The sequence below is a fragment of the Alsobacter sp. genome (genome assembly GCF_059501845.1).
Map to the genome: position 1 here is coordinate 392,107 of NZ_JCACDK010000018.1, position 16,583 is coordinate 408,689.

Consider the following 16,583-nt stretch of genomic DNA (forward strand, 5'->3'; position numbering starts at 1 on the left):
CGTCTCCCGTGCCGGATCCCGCATGAGGGTAGGGCGCGCGGGCCTGCATTGCGAGGCCCCCGCGTGACGTGCTCACGCTCTTGGGACTAGTCTTGCCGCCGTGAGGCGGGGCGGCAGACCCCGCGACGCAGCTGGAGGACCGCCCGTGACCGACGCCGCCATCGCCCTGTTCGGAACAATCGAGGTCGAGCCGGACCCCCGAACCCTGCGGGCCGGGCCGCTCGAGGCCGTGTTCGACGGGGCCGGCCTGCGCTGGATCCGCTGGAACGGCGTCGAGATCGTCCGCGCCATCTCATTCCTGGTCCGCGACGACGCCTGGCGCACCCCGGCTCAGCAGGTCAGCGACCTCGTGGTGGAAGAAGGCGAAGGCCGCTTCGCCCTGCGCTTCGTCTCGCTGGTGGATGCCGGTGGGGCAAAGCTGCGCAGCCGGGTCGCGTACGAGGCGAGCGCCGAAGGGAGGCTCGTCGCCCATGTGAGGATCGAGCCGCTCACGGACTTCATGACCAACCGCACCGGCTTCGTGGTGCTGCACCCGCTGGAGGGCGTGGCCGGGGGCAGGGTCGAGGTCGAGCACGCCTTGGGCGGCCGCGAGACCGTGACGCTCGGCGCGACCGTGAATCCGGCCCAGCCGCTCAAGGACATTCGCGAGGTGACGCATGAGCCCGCACCCGGCCTGCGCGCCACGGTGCGGATGGAGGGCGACGTCTTCGAGATGGAGGACCACCGCAACTGGACGGACGCGTCCTTCAAGACCTACAGCCGGCCCCTCGCCCTGCCCTTTCCGTACCGGCTGGACCAGGGCGCGACGGTTGAGCAGACGATCACACTGACCATTTCGGACTCGGGGCAGGCAGCATCCCCGGCGGGAGCATCGGCTTCCACGGGGGCCGCCGTTCGCGTCGGCGCACCCTTGCCTGCGACGATGCCGCGGATCGCCCTCGCCGTCTCTGCCGAGCGGGCTGCGGAAGCGCTGCAGGTGGCGGACGCAGTGCGCGAGGCGGCGCCCGGCGTGCTCCTCGCCCTTGTCGACATGGCGGCGGGCCATGCATCCGCGGAGCTGGCCGCCATCGCCCGGCTTGCGCAGGCGACGGGCCGTCCGGTCGCGCTGCATCTTGTGATCCCCGGGCAGGCATCCCCGGCCGGCGAGCTCGCCGAGGCGGCCCGCATGATGAGCGGGGCCGGTCTTTCGCCCGTGTCGGTGGCAGTCTTCCCCAAGGTGGACGAGATTTCCTTCCAGCCCGGCCAGAAGCGGCCGCCCGTGCCGGAGCTCGCGGACATCTACGCCGCCGCGCGGGAGGCTTTTCCGGGCGTCCCGGTGGGCGGCGGCTCGCCTGCCTTTTTCCCCGAGCTGAACCGGAAGCGGCCTCCCGCCGAGGCGATGGACTTCGTCACGCATGGCGGATGCGCCACGGTCCACGCCGCAGACGACGCCTCCGTAATGGAGACGCTGGAGGCGTGGCCCTGGATCGTGCGCTCGGCCCGCGCCTTCTCCGGCGAAACGCCGTACCACGCGGGTCCCGCCAATATCGGGGCCCGGCTCAACCCCTATGGGGCCGCCCCGGCCGACAACCCCGGCAATGCGCGCGTTGCCCTCGCCCATGTCGACCCGCGCCAGCGCGGCGTCTTCGCCGCTGCGTGGCATGCCAGCCTCGCCGCCGCTCTCGCGCCCCTCGCCGTGCCGGAGATGGCCGCGGGGGCGCCAGCAGGGCCGTTCGGGATCGCCCATACGGCACAGGGCTGGCCGGCGCCGGGCTACGAGGGCTCGCCAGACGGCACAGTTTATCCGCTCTGGCACGTCGTCGCGGCGCTGTCGGGAGCCACAGGTGCGGCGGTTCGCGCCGTGTCGACGCCGGCGGGGATTGCCGCCGTCGCGTGGGATGGACCGGAGGGTCCGGCGCTGATCGTCGCCAACCTGACGCGGGGTACCAGGCAGGTCGGGCTGGAGGGCATTCCCGGCATGACGCAGGCGAGGGTCCTGGATCCGGAAAGCTTCGACCTCGCCACGCGGGACCGTGCGGCCTTCGCGGCCTCGTCGCGGCCGCTCGGGGCCGATGGCCTGTCGCTTGGCCCCTACGCCGTGGCCTTCATCGGCTGCTGAGCCGGACCGCGCGTTTTCAGACGCGCCTTTCCGCAAACAAGAAAACTGCGGGTCTGGAGACCCGCGCTCCAACAAAAAGCGCCGCCCACGAGGGGCGGCGCTCCGTTTCGTCCCGTGATGCGGGAGGTCAGTAGGCCTCGGGCATGTAGGCGGCGATATTGTCCTTGGTGAAGACGCGGTCGACGTTGACGACGCGCGGCGGCAGCTTCTCGCCCTTTGAGAAAGCGACGACGGAGTCGAAGGACTTCGGGCCGAACTTCGGGTTGCACTCGACGACCACCAGCACCTGGCCGTTGGCCACGGCCTGCGCCGCGTCCTTGGTGCCGTCGATAGAGCCGATGATCAGGTCCTTGCCCGGCACCTTGCCGGCCGCCGACATGGCGGCGATGGCACCCATGGTCATCTCGTCATTGTGCGAGTAGAGCATGGTGGCCTCGGGATGCGCCTGGTAGAGCGTCTCGAACACCTGGCGGCCCTTGTCGCGGGCGAAGTCGCCGGACTGGGCGGCGACGATCTGCATGCCCGGGTGGTCCTTGATGTAGTCCTTGAAGCCCTTGTCGCGGTCATTGGCGGGCGAGCTGCCGACCGTGCCCTGCAGGACGATGATCTTGGCCTGGCCGTTGACGGCCTTGGTCAGGACCTCGGCGGCCTGCTGGCCTTCCTTGACGAAGTCGGAGCCGATGAAGGCGACGTAGTCCTCGCCGGCCTTGGCCAGGTTGGCGTCGACGCTGCGGTCGATCAGGAACAGCGGGATGCCGGCCTTCTTGGCGCCCATCACGGCCGGGATCAGCGGCTTCTCTTCGCGCGGCGACAGGAGGATGACGTCGACCTTCTGGGCAATCATCGACTGCACGTCGGCGACCTGCTTGGCGGCCGATCCGGCGGCGTCGGTGTAAACGAGCTGCCAGCCGCGCTTGGCGGCCTCTTCCTGCATGCTCGCGGTCTGGGCGAGACGCCAGGGGTTGTTCGACTCGGTCTGCGCGAATCCGATCTTGTACTTGTCCTTCGGCGCCAGCTTCGGCAGAGCCGCGAATACGTCGCGGGCCGAGAGCGTGGCGAGGGTAAGGCCGCCGGCAGAGGCGGCGAGAAGCGAGCGTCTCGTGAGCATTTCGATCTCCCTGTCGGGCCATTGAGAGCGGGACCCGTTACCGCCACCGGCTCCGCCACCAAGGCGGGCCGCCCGATTCGTAGCACGGCGGAATGGGACCGTCTCCGGTCCTCCCCACGCGTTTACTCAGACAAATTATTCCAGCGTACGGACGAGGGTCAAGCGGAAGCGCGAGCCTCTTCGAACGGGGCACCAGCCATGCAGCAGGAACACCGGCAGGGCCGGCGAATTGACAGGCCGGAAACCCTCTTTGGATGCGTCATGTTCTTCGAATGGACGGGAAGGCCAGTCCTGATGATCCCGACCCTCGCCTACACCGTTCAGCGCGCTGGCGGCGCGTGGGAACGGGCCAGCGCGGGACGGCTCTCGCACGAGGCGAACCCGGTCAGCGAGCGCGAGTTCTGGCACCGCTTCGAACATTGGGGGCTGCCCGACTTCCCGGTGGCCTTCTCGCAAATCGACCGGCGGCGCGCACCTCCGTCGGGATCGTCCCCGGCGCAGGCGGCGCGGCCCTGGGAGGCCTGACCCTATGCAGCCCGACCCGACGTGGATGCTGCCCGACGGGGTCGCGGCCGGAAGCACAGGGGGTCCGCCCTCCCTGACGCGGGACGCCAGCGGCCTCGCCTCCGTCCTGCACCGGAACATCCAGGCCCTGCGCGAAAGGCGGCGCGAGGAGCGCGCCAATGCGGGCGCGGGATCGCGGATCGCAGACGCAATGACCCGTTTCGCCGGCAGCATGGCCTTCGTGCTGCTGCATCTCACGCTGGTCGCGGCATGGGTGGCCTGGAACTCCGGGCTCGTCGGATTGAAGCCGTTCGACCCGACTTTCGTGATCCTTGCCACCACGGCGTCGGTCGAGGCGATCTTCATCTCGACTTTCGTCCTCATCGCGCAGAACCGCGCCGCCACCGAGGCGGACCGTCGCGCCGACCTCGACCTTCAGATCAACCTGCTCGCCGAGCACGAGATCACGCATCTCCTGAAGATCACCGCCGCCATCGCCGACCGGCTCGGCATCGCCGAGGCGCAGGCTCCCGAGCTGACGGAGCTGAAGCGCGTCGTCGTCCCCGAGGCCGTCCTCGAGCGGATCGAGGAAGGGCAGAAGGACCTCGACGCGGAAAGCTGATGCCGCGCCGCAGGCTCGGCCTGACGGCGCTTCGCCGCGCCTTCGCCCGAACCTGAGCCGCCGGAACCTTACCCGCGTCTCGTCATTGCCACCGCTCGCCGGACCGGCGGCCCGCGCCGCCGCAGCAGGAGTGCGGATCATGGGCCACGTGACGACGACGGAGCGGACATTCGAGGGTGCGGAACGCTGGCGCGGTTCAGCCGGGCAGGCGTCCCGGGACGCCGACAGCGCCGGCCGCCGCATGGCGCGCTCGCTCGGCTGGTTCAGCATCGGCCTGGGGCTGGCCGAACTGATCGCCCCGCGAGCGCTCACCCGAGCGCTGGGCACGGAAGGGCACGAGACCCTCGTCCAGGGCTTCGGCCTGCGCGAGATCGCGGCCGGCGTCGGCCTTCTCGCCACCGAGAATCCGAAGCCGTGGGTCGAGGGCCGCATCGCGGGCGACGTGCTCGACCTCGCCAGCCTCGCCGCCAGCCTCCGCGACAATGGCCGGCAGGGCACAGTGGGCCTCGCCTTGACGGCCGTGCTCGGCGTGACCGCACTCGACATCTGGTGCGCCCGCCGGCTCGCCGCAGAGCAGCAGGACGAGGCCTGGCGCTTCGTCGACAGCTACCGCAGCCGTTCCGGCTATCCGCGCCCGGCAAGCGCGATGCGCGGCGCGGCCTCGGATTTCGAGACGCCGCGGGACATGCGCAACGAGGACATGCGCAACTGGAACGCGCGCGAAGCCCGCGCCTGAGCTCCGGCTCAGTCGTCGGAATAGCGCTCCTCGGCCCACGGGTCGCCGCGGTTGTGGTAGCCGCGGACCTCCCAGAAGCCGGGACGGTCCTCGGCCACGAACTCGATGCGGTTCACCCACTTGGCGCTCTTCCAGAAATAGAGCCGCGGCAGAACGAGGCGGACCGGCCCGCCATGCTCCACCGGCAGTGGCCTGCCCTGCCAGGAGTGGGCGAGCAGCACGTCCTCGCCCGCAAAATCCTCGAGCGTCACGTTGGTGGTGTAGCCGTCATAGCTGTGCAGCACGACGTGGTGCGCGTCGGCGCTTGGCCGCACGAGGTCAAGCAGGTCGAGCGTCGCGACGCCCGTCCAGCCATTGTCGTAGCGCGACCAGCTCGTCACGCAGTGGATATCGGACACGATCTCGACCTGCGGCTGGGCCATGAAGGCCGGCAAGGTCCAGTGCTGCGGGTTCTCGACCAGCCCGCCGATGTCGAGGGTCCAGCCGTTCGGCCGGATCTCGGGCTGCAGGCCGAGGTCGAGCACCGGCCAGTCCTTGACCAGATGCTGCCCCGGGGGCAGCCGGTCCGCCTCCGCGCGGGCCACCCGCCCGGTGATGAAGCGCCGCTCCTTCGCCCAGCGCTGCTTTGTCGTGGTGAGCTTGGTGTCGGGCGGCAGGCCGCTCTCGTCGGACATCGGGGGATCCCTTCGCGTCAGGCCGGGACGGCTTCGGCCGGTGCCGCCGCCCAGGCTTCGGCCAGCAATTCATACGAGCGCAGTCGCGCCTCGTGATCGAAGATGGCGGAGGCGATGATGAGCTCGTCCGCCTGCGTCCGTGCGGCGATCGCGTCGAGCTCGCGCCGCACGGTGCGCGGCGAGCCCACGGCGGAGCAGGCGAGCATGGAGGACGCGTGCGCCTTCTCCGTCGGCGACCAGAAGGTCTCGATATCGTCGATCGGCTCGGGCAGCAGGCCGCGTGTGCCCCGCACCATGCGTGCGAAGGCCTGCTGCACGGTGGTGAACAGCCGGCGGGCTTCTGCGTCGGTCTCACCCGCGACGACGTTCACGGCCACCATCGCGTAGGGCGCGGACAGCTGCCCGGAGGGCTGGAACGACGCGCGGTAGACGCGCAGCGCCTCGTCCAGCGCGGCAGGCGCGAAGTGGGACGCGAACGCGTAGGGCAGGCCGAGCATGCCCGCGAGCCTCGCCCCGAAAAGGCTCGAGCCCAGGATCCAGAGTGGCACGTTCGTACCCGTGCCCGGCACGGCCTGGATGCCCTGCCCCGGCCGGGCCGGGCCGAGCAGATCGCGCAGCTCGACCACGTCCTGCGGAAAGGTGTCGGCGCTCTCATAGTCGCGGCGCAGCGCGTGCAGCGTCCGCTGGTCCGTGCCGGGGGCGCGGCCGAGACCGAGATCGATACGGCCGGGATAGAGGCTTTCCAGCGTGCCGAACTGCTCGGCGATGACGAGGGGCGAGTGGTTGGGCAGCATGATGCCGCCCGCCCCGACCCGGATCGTCCGGGTTCCGCCGGCGACGTGGCCGATGACGACGGAGGTGGCGGCGCTGGCGATGCCGGCCATATTGTGGTGCTCGGCCAGCCAGAAGCGGCGATAGCCGAGCGCTTCGGCGTGCTGCGCGAGGTCCAGGGAGCGCATGAGCGCGTCCCGCGGCGTCGCGCCTTCCGGCACGGGAGCGAGGTCGAGGACCGAGAGCGGTGTCATGGCGTGGTCTCCGGGCCGCGGTAGCGGGCCACAGTACGGGAGCGCCCCTCGGGCGTCGTTCGCCCTATGAGATCGGGTCTCGGGGCGTACGCGCAAGAGCCGCGCCATGCGCGCCGAGGGATCGTGTCCTGCACGGGAGGGACCTCAGCCTCGCCCATAGATGCGGTCGAGCACCCGGGCCACGGTGACCAGGCTCTCGGCCTCGGGGTCGAAGCCCCGCCCTTCCGCAAGCGCCCGCGCCCACGCCACGGCTGCCCGGCCGCCCCACTCGTCGGGTGGTTCCGCCAGCGGCTCCCGCGTCGTGCCACGGTGCAGGGCGGCGTTGAAGTCGTAGAAGGATCCGCCGACGTTGCGGAACGAGGTTCCCCCCTCGGTGCCGTAGAACGACGCGGCGATTTCCGCTTCCTGGCCGGCCTGCAGCCGCCAGGAGCACGCGATCCGCACCACGGCGCCGTCCGCAAGGTCGACGGTCGCCACCGCGTGATCCTCCACCTGCGTGTGGGGATCCGTGATCGGACGGCCGCCCGCATGCAGGCGGGAAGACACACCCGCAACCTCGCGCGCACCGAGCACCCACAAAGCGAGGTCGACCAGGTGCACGCCGAGATCCATCACGCAGCCGCCGCCGGACAGAGCGGGATCGTAGAACCACGGCTTGTCCGGCCCATAGGCATTGTGGAAAACGAGGTCGGCCGCAAAGATCCGGCCGAGGGCGCCGGAACCGGCCAGCTCGCGGATCTGCGCCATGCCGCGCGTGTGGCGGTAGGACAGGTCGACGCCCAACAGCAAGCCGGCCTCGCGTGCCGTGTCCACCGCCCGGCGCACCTCGGCCTCGGTCCGCCCGAGCGGCTTCTGGCAGAACACCGCCTTCCCCGCCTCGAGACAGGCTATCGTCTGCGCCGCATGCCGGGCGCTGGGCGTGGCGATCACGACCGCGTCGATGTCCTGCGCCAGCATGGCGTCGAGATCGGGCACGAGCCGGGCACCTGGGGCGTCCCCCAGGGCCGCCTGAGCCATGTCGGGAGAGGGATCGGCGATGCAGGCGGCCTCGGCGGCTCCCGCCTCGACGATGGCCCGCATCCGGTGCCGGCCGATCCAGCCGGTGCCGAGAAAGCCGAGGCGCGGCACCCGCGGCGGCGCGCTCATGGCGTCACCACCGCCTTGATGAAGCCGTCGGGCCTGTCCCGCGTCGCATCGAGCGCCTCGGCCAGCTGCTCTAGGGGAAAGGCGTGGGTGACGAGCCCGGCGGGCTCGATCAGCCCGCTCTCCACGGCGGCGACGGCCTCCTCCATGCCGCGCACATAGGCGGCGGGATCGCGTTCATGGGCGTTGATGACGTCGAGGCCGCGCCAGTTCCACAACCACATGTTCACCTGCCGCGGGCCGTCCTGGTGGTAGCCGGCCACGATTAGTCGCCCGCGCTCGCGGGTGAGTTCGGCGGCGAGGTCGAGCGGCCACTGCTTGCCCACCGCCTCGATGACACGGTCGCAGAAAGCGCCGCCAGTCAGGTCCTTCACCCTGGCGATGATGGCGCCGTGGTCGTCCATGGCGATCGTCTCGGCGGCACCCATGCGGCGGGCGAGGTCGAGCGACCATTGCCGGCGGGAGATGGCGATCACCCGCGCCCCCGCGGCGCTGGCAAGCCGCGTCAGGATGGCGCCGAGGAACCCGGCACCGACGATGGCGACGGTCTGCCCCGCCTCGATCTCGCTGCGGCGGAAGATGTTCATGGCGCAGCCCAGCGGCTCGCCGGGGAAGGGCGAGCCCGCAAGCCGCTCCGGAAACCGCACGGCCTGGGTGTCCTGCGCGAGATCGTACTCGGCATAGGCGTGGTTGGAGAGGAAGGCGACGCGCTCGCCCGGAGCGAAGCGGTTGACACCCTCGCCCAGCGCGTCGACGACCCCCCACCCTTCGTGCCCAAGGCCGCCGGGCTCGGTGGGAAAGCTCATCCAGTCCGGTCCTGACCACGGCACGAGGTTGGAGGCGCAGACGCCGCATCCCTCGATCCGGACGCGGATCTCGCCCGGCCCAGGGTCCGGGACGGCAACCGCGATCGTCTCCGTCCGGCCCGGGGCGGTGACGATGGCTGCGCGCATCGTGGTTGGCGCGGCCGCGCGTGCGGCGGACGGCCTTTCGGCCTGCGGAGCGCTGTCTGGCAAGTCTGTTCCTCGCTACCGCCGGTCCGGGGCCGGCAACGAACAAACGCGCTGCTCCGAGCCGGAGTTGCGGCCGGTTTGATCTGGTTCAGTGACGCAGCGGCCGCTGCCTCTAGCGTGCGCGCAAAGGAGGGGCCGCCGGCCCCTCAGGGCACCGGAGGCGTCCATGAAGATCAGGGACCTCATCGTCAGCGTCGATCCGTCTGATAGTGGGCGCGACAGGATGCACTTCGCGATCCGCCTCGCGGCACGCTTCGGCGCGCGCCTGACGGGCTACTACACGGGACCGACCGTGGGCCTGCTCCCCGGCGGCCCCGCCTTCGAGGTCGTCAAGGAGCTGCACGGCCAGTTCGCGGACGAAGCCGCCGTCGCCGGCGTGGCGGGCCAGTGGCAGGTCAGCGGCGAGCCGCTGGTCGAGGATCTGCTCGCGCACATCCGCGTGCGGGACCTCGCCATTCTCGGCCTTGGGCCGCCGAACGGGCCGCAGGACGACCTGCAGGGCTTCCGAATCGAGCAGGTGGTGGTGACCGCGGGGCGGCCGGTGCTCGGCATCCCGGTGAGCGCTCTGCCGGACGTGTTTCCCGAACGCGTGCTGGTGGCGTGGGACGGCAGCCGCGAGGCCGCGCGGGCCCTTCACGACGCGCTCCCCCTGATCGGCGCGGCGAAGACCGTGACGATCGTGTCGCTCGGCAAGCGCGGGGCGGACCTCGCCCGGCCGGTCATCGACCACCTCGGCCACCACGGGATCGACGCCGTCTTCGACGGCCGCACGCTCGACTACAACGTCGTCGGTGACGAGATCCTGCAGCGCGCCGCGCTGCTCGGCGCCGATCTCCTCGTCGCCGGCGCCTACGGCCACCCGCGCCTCCTGGAGCGCGTCCTCGGCGGCGTCAGCGACCGCTTCGGCCGGCAGATGCTGACCTCCGTGCTGATGTCGCACTGAACGGCAGGAGCGCGCCCAGTCAGCCCGGGACGATGCCGGCGTCGGCTGGCTTGCGTGGCTGGTCGCGGTCGAGGAACTGGGCACGGGCCAGGGCTGCAAAGCGGCCACCCTTCCCGACGAGCTCGTCGAAGCCGCCCGCCTCCACGATCCGGCCCTGCTCGAAGACGAGCACGCGGTCGGCATTGCGGATGGTGGCGAGGCGGTGGGCGATGACGAAGGTGGTGCGGCCCTTCATCACCTCGGTGAGCGCCGCCTGCAGCTTCACCTCCGTGTCGGCGTCCAGCGCCGATGTCGCCTCGTCAAGGATCAGGATCGGCGGGTCCTTGAGCAGGGCGCGGGCGATCGAGAGGCGCTGGCGCTCGCCGCCCGACAGCGACCGGCCGCGCTCGCCCACGATGGCGTGCAGGCCATCCGGCATGCGGCGGATGAAGTCGGCCGCCTGCGCCCGCTCGATCGCCTTCTCGATGTCCTCGCGCGTCGCGTCGGGGCGCCCGACCAGCAGGTTCTCCTCGATGGCGCGGGCAAACAGCATGGGCTCTTGGAAGACGACGCCGATGTTGCGCCGGAGCGAGCCGAGGCTGACGTCACGAATGTCCTTGCCGTCGACGAGGATGCGGCCGGACTGCGGGTCGAAGGCCCGGTGCAGCAGACCGAGCGTCGTCGACTTCCCCGACCCGGTGGAGCCGACGAGCGCGATCGTCTCCCCCGGGCGGGCCACGAAGGACACGTCTGCCACCGCCGGGCGCTTGCCGTCATAGGAGAAGCTGACGCCCTCGAACGCCACTTCGCCTGTCGCCCGACCGAGGTCGGCGGCGCCCGGCACGTCGCGGACGGCCGGCACGGTGTCGATGATGCGGAAGAACTCGTTCAGCTTCGGCACCTCGAGGAGCAGCGTGTTGGTGAAGGTGACCACCTGCTCCATGCGCGCGATGAGCAGCGTCGCCAGGCTCATGAATGCGACGATCTCGCCCACCGTCGCCATGCCGCGAAGGTTGAGCCACGTCCCGAGCAGGAAGACGCCCAGGATGGTGAGAGTGGCCGAGGCCCTCGTCGCCACGGCGGCCACCGCCCACCAGGACAGCACGGGCAGTTGCGCCGCCAGCAGCTGGTCGACGATCGAGCGCATCGCCCGCGTCTCCTGGTCGATGCGGGTGAAGCTCTGGATGACCGGAACATTGCCCAGCGCGTCCGACACGCGCTCCGCCAGCATGGAATTGTGGCGTTCGACGTCGCCCTGCATGGTCTCCGTCTTGCGCAGCACGAGCGTCGTCAGGACCGTGAACAGCGCCAGGAGCGCGATCAGCAGAAGCCCCAGCGGCCAGTTGATGAAGACACTGAGCGGCAGCAGCACCAGGAGCGACACGAAGGACGCGCAATGGGTGCGGAAGAAGGACAGGATCAGGTTCTGGATCCCGCCCGCCCCGTCGATCATCACCTTCAACACGCGGCCCGAATGCGTCGTGGCGTGAAACGACAGCGGCAGCGTCAGCACGTGCTCGAAGAACCCCGTCATCACGGCGAGCCGGCGGCGGTGCGAGAGCCGGTCGGCATGCAGGGCGACGAGCACGCCGCAGCCGATGGTGAACAGGCCGAACAGGATCCACAGGCCCGCCAGCGGCAGCAGGTCCGACATCATCGGCGGAACACCGGTCGCCTGGGCGCGCGACAAAAGGTCGACGATCCGGCCGAACAGCAAGGGCTCGGCAAACTGCGCACCGGCCAGCAGGATATTGGCCAGCCCCAGCACGGTTCCAAGCCTTGCCTCCGGCCCGAGCTGCCGCAGCACGCGCCCGTAGAGTGCGAGAATTCCCATCCTGTTCCCCCCGGCCCCGACGAGGGGCGGTGACTTAACCGTTCCTTCAGGCGCCGAACCTACGGTGAATCGGCCGCACGGCAGCGCAGAAGCGCGAACCGCCGGCCGCGCTAGCGCAGGAACCTCGAACGATGGATTTCGCGACCGGCATTGGGCTTGCCTTTGGAGTCGGCGTGGTTTGTACGCTGATCCTGATGGGCGGGAGCTTCTCCCTCTACTACGATATTCACGCAGTGATCGTCATCGGCGGCGGCACCGCCGCTGCAACCATTATCCGCTTTCCGTTCAGCGCTCTCCTCCATGGCTTCCCCATGGGGATCCGCTTCGCGTTCACGATGCGCAGCATGCATCCGCGCGAGCTGATCGATGAGATCACCAGGATCGCCGAGACGGTGCGGCGAAACGGCCCGATGGCCCTGGAGAACGTCAAGGTCGACGACACCTTCCTCGCCCAGGGCATCCGCTACATCGCCGACGGCTACGACCGCGACTTCATCAAGGACACGATGGAGCGCGACCGTGACAATTTCCTCATGCGCCTCGAGGAGGGCACGAAGATCTACCAGTCGATCGGCGACGCCGCGCCGGCCTGGGGCATGATCGGCACCCTGATCGGCATGGTGCAGATGTTCGCCAACATGGAGGACCCCTCCAAGCTCGGACCCTTCATGGCGATCTCGCTTCTGGCGACCCTCTACGGCGCGCTCGTCGGCAACCTCGTCGCCCTGCCGATCGCCGACAAGCTGAAGCTGAAGCTGGAGGAGGAGGACATCTCCCGGACTCTGATCATCGACGGCATCCTCCAGATCCGCGACGCCAAGAGCCCGACCATCGTGCGCGAGATGCTGCTCGCCTACCTCCCGGACCACCACCGCCACGAGATGGCGGAAGCGGCCTGACCCGGAAAGGGCCGCGACATGGCGCGCAGGAAGGGAGGCCATGGCGGCGGCCACGGTGGCTGGTTCGTCACATTCGCAGATCTCATGGCACTGCTGATGAGCTTCTTCGTCATGCTCACGGCAATGTCGACGCAGGACCAGAAGAAGCTGCAGATCGTCGCCGGCTCGATGCGCGACGCCTTCGGCACGCAGCGTGAGTCACGCCTCTCCGGCATCGTCGAGGCTGACGGCATTCCGGTGCGCCCCAACCTCAAGAACGTCAAGCGCGCCCCGCCCGACCAGGGCTCGGACTTCACCGCGCCGAGCATCTTCGACCGGCCGGACGATGGCGTCGCCGTGACCTCGTTCGACCGCGCCTTTGCGCTCGCCGCCGTGTCGCTGCGCCAGGCCATGCAGGACATGCCGGAGATCACCGAGGTCTCCAAAAACATCATCGTCGAGGAGGGCAAGGACGGCCTCGACATCTCGCTCGTCGACCAGGATGGCCGCGCCATGTTCCCGGAGGGCAGCGCCGAGCCCTATGAGCGGATGAAGAAGATCCTCGCGCACATGGCCCCGACCATCCGCAAGCTGCCGAACCGGATCTCCGTCACCGGCCATACCTCGGCGCAGCGGCCGGGCTCCAGCCCGGGCTGGACATCGTGGGATCTCTCGACGGCGCGCGCCTCGGCGGTGCGCAACATCCTCGCCACGTCCGGCATCCCCGACCAGCGCTTCGCCCAGGTGGTCGGCAAGGCCGACACGGACCCGATGTTTCCCGACGACCCCTATCTGCCTGCCAACCGGCGCGTGACGATCACGCTGCTGCGCGAGGCGCCGCCGCTGCCGACCGGGCGCAAGTTCTGAGACGGCGGGCCGCGGTTCAGCCGCCGGCTACGATCAGACACCAGTAGACGCGGTACTTCGTCCCCGGCCGGTCAACGGCGGCGATGCCCATGCGCGTGCCGAAGGGAGCGAGCATCACCGCGTTGTGCTGCGGCGAGTCGCGCCAGCCCGAGAACGCCTCGGCGAGCGTCCGGTATCCCGCCGACACGCGTTCCGCGCGCTTGCCCCCTCCCGCCGCGACGTGCGTGATCTTCGGCATCTCGCCCCAGGTCGAGGTGTCGGTCGCCGCCACGCCGGCTGCGCGGGCACGGGCCTGCTCCGTCAGCGCGGGATCGAGGGCGAGCGGGCCGAGGCCCTTCTTCGCGCGCCAGGCATTGACGAACCCGGCCGCTGCTTCGAGGTCCAGCTCGGCCCCCTCGTCGAGCCGCTGGTAGAAGGCGGGCACGGGGCCTGCCGGCGGCGCGGTGTTGCAGGCGGCGAGTGGAAGAAGACCAGCGCCGAGGAGGCCGGTGGCGAGGAGGCGTCTGCGGGAGATCATGGGGCGGGGGTGTCCTTGCCGTTTCCGCCCTTGCCCGCCTTCGGCCGGGATTCGAGCTTCTCGCCGATCTCCACCAGCCGCTCCTGCAGGGTATCGAGCCCGGAAATCCTGTATTCCGGTGTCCCCGGCGCCACGACGAGGCCCGAATCCCGCAGCCTGCGGAAGATCTCGAAGGTGAGATCGCTGGACACGCGGGCGGCCGTATCGACCTCGCCGACGAAGCAGATGAGGTCGAAGGTCAGCGTCGATTCCGTCATGGTCCGGAACAGGACGCGCGGCGCCGGATCCTCCAGCACGTCCTCGTGGCCCCGCGCGACCTCCTTGAGGACCGTCGAAACCTGGTCGGCGTCGGTGTACCGTCCCACCGGAACGGTGATGAGCACGCGGCCGGTACGGTCGGAATGGACCCAGTTCTTCACCGAGCCCGACACGAGGCTCGAATTCGGGACGATGAGGGTGGCGCGGTCGAAGGTCTCGACCTCGGTGGCGCGCACGTTGATGCGCTTCACATAGCCCTGCTCGCCGCCGACGACGATCCAGTCGCCGACGCGGATGCTCCGCTCAGCCAGCAGGATCAGGCCCGACACGAAGTTGTTGACGATCGACTGCAGGCCGAAACCGATGCCGACCGACAGCGCGCCGGCGACGATGGTGAATTTGTCGAGGCTGAGCCCGACATAGGACGCGGCCAGCACCGCAGCGAGCACGAAGCCGAGATAGCCCAGCCCGGTGGTGATGGAGTCCTTCAGGCCGACGTCGAGCTGGGTGTGCGGCAGGTACTTGGTGCGCAGCCAGCGCTGCACGGTGCGCGTGATGACGATGCCCAGCAGGAAGACGAAGGCACCCAGCAGGATCGTCCCGACCGAGACCGTGACGCCGCCCACCGATATGCCGAAGAAGGCGGCCCGGACCGAGGACAAAAGGTCGGTCGACTCGATGCCCCACGGCGCGAGAAGCAGCGTGGCGGCAAGTGCGAAGAGGACCACCTTCAGGGCGCCGGCGGTGAGGACGCCGATCTGCTCCAGCGAGTGGCGCGACAGGCCGATGCCCGCCTGGGCGAGCCGCGCCAGACGCCCGTTGGGCGCGAAGCCGACGCTGCACCATTCGTCGGCGAGCGAGAGCAGCATCATCAGCGAGGTCAGCACGATGGCCGCCCACGCCATCTGGCTGACCAGGAAGGACGCGAAGGCGACATAGCCCGCGAGGACGGCGCCGATGACGATGGCGCAGAGCACCCAGCCGGCGAAGCGGATGGGCGCCGTCAGGTCAGGCGTGTCGGAGACGTGCGGCCCGAAGGCTGCCTCGTCGCAATCGTCCACCCAGCGGATCATGTTGAGGGCGCGGGCGATGACCAGGGCGACGATGACGGCGAAGATGCCCTGCGTCGCGACCGAGAGACGGATGCCCGCCGCGATGCTCTGGTAGACCGCCTCGACGGTGCGGCCGAGCACCAGGACGATTGCGGCCAGCGTCGCCAGGTTGACGAGCGCCCGCGCGCGGTCGTCGGAAATGTTGAAGAGCCGCCAGTTCATGCGGTCCGGCGCGAGCAGCGCGTCGGCGAGGCTGCGGATGAAGGCGACGAAGGCCGCGCCCCAGATCAGCCGCGCGAAGGCAGGCTCGACGCGGGCCGGGAAGAGGTCCGTCGTGTCGACGATCTTGATCAGCAGCATCGAGGCGAGCGCCGGGGCGATGGCCCCTAGGAGCGTGATCGACGCCGCCGCATTGGTGCGCTGCAGCCGCGTCGGGTGCCCGGCCAGCCGGTCGCGCTTGACGAAGCCGAGCGCGAAGCGGCGCACGGGCAGGACGAGCACGATGGCGAGCAGCACGGCCGCCAGCAGGCCGAGGCCGGTGGGCCAGGTGACGCGCTGGCCCATGCGAGCCGACGTGTCGGCGGCAACCTGCATGAGAGCCCGCAGGTCCTGCGGAAACGTGGAGACGATATCCGCCCACAGGTCGGGTGCCAGCAGGCTGGACGAGGATTCGAAGAGCCGCTGGGTGAAGAGGTCGCGGCGCCTGTCTGCGATCTCCTTGTCGGTCTGCTCGGCCTGAACGAGGAGCGTGCGGGCGAGGCGGACGGTCTCGTCGATGTCGTTCAGCGCGCCCTGGCGGTCCTCCCGCTCGCGGCTCACGTCGGTACTTTCCGGCGGATCGTTCTCGCCCGGCTTGGGTCCGAGCTCGGCGAGGCGCTGTCGGATGGCGTCTGCCCGCGGCGTCAGGTCGGACACCACGGTGCGCGCGATATCGGCGAGAGGAACGAGCTGCTCGCGCAGCCCGCCGAGGGCGGCGTCGGTCTGGCCGCTGCGCTGGACGGCAGCCTCGATCTGGTCGAGCTGCAGGCGCACGCTGTCGAGCTTGGCGCGCTGGGCGGCCATGGCGGCGCTCGGAGGCGCGGGTTGGGGCTTTGGCGCCGGCTGCTGCTGGGCCGGCTGGCCCTGCTGCTGCGCCGGCGCGGCGGGAGCCGGCGCCTTCTGGCCGGCCGGGCCGTTCGCAGGGGCCTGGGAGGCGGGTGGCGTCGGGGCCGCTTGCTGGGCGATGGCGCCGGGCGGCACCACCAGCATCAGCAGCATGGAAAGAAGAAGGGCGGCCTTCGCCGCCCCGGCCCGTGCGGGACGTCTCATCGTGCTTCCTCGCCACGGCTGAGA

Annotated in this window: 15 protein-coding genes; 7 read left to right on the plus strand and 8 right to left on the minus strand. The window is 70.2% G+C overall.

What is annotated here, in order from left to right; genetic code table 11:
• Nucleotides 1–145: 145 nt before the first annotated feature.
• Nucleotides 146–2,098 (plus strand): D-apionate lactonase family protein, encoded by a 1,953-nt coding sequence (locus tag AC5JCN_RS16705; protein WP_495756216.1) that lies wholly within the window; start codon nucleotides 146–148, stop codon nucleotides 2,096–2,098.
• 127 nt (nucleotides 2,099–2,225) lie between these two features.
• Here the strand turns inward: AC5JCN_RS16705 and AC5JCN_RS16710 are convergent, their stop codons facing one another.
• On the minus strand, nucleotides 2,226–3,206 hold the full coding sequence (locus AC5JCN_RS16710; protein ID WP_495756217.1) for an ABC transporter substrate-binding protein: 981 nt from the start codon (nucleotides 3,204–3,206) through the stop codon (nucleotides 2,226–2,228).
• A 261-nt stretch (nucleotides 3,207–3,467) separates the two neighbouring features.
• On the opposite strand from AC5JCN_RS16710, the gene AC5JCN_RS16715 reads away from it, so the two are divergent.
• From AC5JCN_RS16715 to AC5JCN_RS16725, 3 genes are all read left to right on the plus strand, one after another.
• Nucleotides 3,468–3,731 (plus strand): hypothetical protein, encoded by a 264-nt coding sequence (locus AC5JCN_RS16715; RefSeq protein ID WP_495756218.1) that lies wholly within the window; start codon nucleotides 3,468–3,470, stop codon nucleotides 3,729–3,731.
• A 4-nt stretch (nucleotides 3,732–3,735) separates the two neighbouring features.
• Nucleotides 3,736–4,332, plus strand: coding sequence for a DUF1003 domain-containing protein (locus AC5JCN_RS16720; RefSeq protein WP_495756219.1), 597 nt, complete (start codon nucleotides 3,736–3,738; stop codon nucleotides 4,330–4,332).
• Nucleotides 4,333–4,471: 139 nt separating this feature from the next.
• Entirely contained in the window at nucleotides 4,472–5,068 is a 597-nt protein-coding gene (locus tag AC5JCN_RS16725; RefSeq protein ID WP_495756220.1) for a cyclase dehydrase, read from the plus strand.
• Between the two features lie 8 nt (nucleotides 5,069–5,076).
• Here the strand turns inward: AC5JCN_RS16725 and AC5JCN_RS16730 are convergent, their stop codons facing one another.
• From AC5JCN_RS16730 to AC5JCN_RS16745, 4 genes are all read right to left on the minus strand, one after another.
• Complete coding sequence (locus AC5JCN_RS16730; RefSeq protein WP_495756221.1) at nucleotides 5,077–5,742, minus strand: sulfite oxidase-like oxidoreductase; 666 nt, start codon at nucleotides 5,740–5,742, stop codon at nucleotides 5,077–5,079.
• Between the two features lie 17 nt (nucleotides 5,743–5,759).
• Nucleotides 5,760–6,767, minus strand: a complete 1,008-nt coding sequence (locus AC5JCN_RS16735) for an LLM class flavin-dependent oxidoreductase (protein ID WP_495756222.1) — start codon at nucleotides 6,765–6,767, stop codon at nucleotides 5,760–5,762.
• 144 nt (nucleotides 6,768–6,911) lie between these two features.
• A complete protein-coding gene (locus AC5JCN_RS16740; protein WP_495756223.1) occupies nucleotides 6,912–7,913 on the minus strand; it encodes a Gfo/Idh/MocA family protein in 1,002 nt (333 codons plus the stop codon).
• Nucleotides 7,910–8,863, minus strand: coding sequence for an MDR/zinc-dependent alcohol dehydrogenase-like family protein (locus AC5JCN_RS16745; RefSeq protein WP_495757664.1), 954 nt, complete (start codon nucleotides 8,861–8,863; stop codon nucleotides 7,910–7,912). Before AC5JCN_RS16745 ends, AC5JCN_RS16740 begins: the two co-directional genes overlap by 4 nt.
• A gap of 226 nt (nucleotides 8,864–9,089) precedes the next feature.
• Between AC5JCN_RS16745 and AC5JCN_RS16750 the strand changes: the two genes are divergently transcribed.
• Nucleotides 9,090–9,866: a hypothetical protein gene (locus tag AC5JCN_RS16750; protein WP_495756224.1), complete on the plus strand. Its 777-nt coding sequence runs from the start codon at nucleotides 9,090–9,092 to the stop codon at nucleotides 9,864–9,866.
• Between the two features lie 19 nt (nucleotides 9,867–9,885).
• On the opposite strand, the gene AC5JCN_RS16755 is transcribed toward AC5JCN_RS16750, so the two are convergent.
• Nucleotides 9,886–11,679 (minus strand): glucan ABC transporter ATP-binding protein/ permease, encoded by a 1,794-nt coding sequence (locus AC5JCN_RS16755; RefSeq protein WP_495756225.1) that lies wholly within the window; start codon nucleotides 11,677–11,679, stop codon nucleotides 9,886–9,888.
• Between the two features lie 131 nt (nucleotides 11,680–11,810).
• Between AC5JCN_RS16755 and AC5JCN_RS16760 the strand changes: the two genes are divergently transcribed.
• Nucleotides 11,811–12,578 carry a motility protein A gene (locus AC5JCN_RS16760; RefSeq protein ID WP_495756226.1) on the plus strand — a complete coding sequence of 256 codons (768 nt, stop codon included), beginning with the start codon at nucleotides 11,811–11,813 and terminating at the stop codon, nucleotides 12,576–12,578.
• Nucleotides 12,579–12,596: 18 nt separating this feature from the next.
• The gene (locus tag AC5JCN_RS16765; protein WP_495756227.1) at nucleotides 12,597–13,424 is read left to right on the plus strand and encodes an OmpA/MotB family protein; all 828 of its coding nucleotides are present in this window, start codon (nucleotides 12,597–12,599) and stop codon (nucleotides 13,422–13,424) included.
• A gap of 16 nt (nucleotides 13,425–13,440) precedes the next feature.
• Here AC5JCN_RS16765 and AC5JCN_RS16770 read toward each other — a convergent pair whose 3' ends face one another.
• Nucleotides 13,441–13,941 carry a CAP domain-containing protein gene (locus AC5JCN_RS16770; RefSeq protein ID WP_495756228.1) on the minus strand — a complete coding sequence of 167 codons (501 nt, stop codon included), beginning with the start codon at nucleotides 13,939–13,941 and terminating at the stop codon, nucleotides 13,441–13,443.
• The gene (locus AC5JCN_RS16775) at nucleotides 13,938–16,559 is read right to left on the minus strand and encodes a DUF3772 domain-containing protein (RefSeq protein ID WP_495756229.1); all 2,622 of its coding nucleotides are present in this window, start codon (nucleotides 16,557–16,559) and stop codon (nucleotides 13,938–13,940) included. Before AC5JCN_RS16775 ends, AC5JCN_RS16770 begins: the two co-directional genes overlap by 4 nt.
• Between the last annotated feature and the right edge of the window lie 24 nt (nucleotides 16,560–16,583).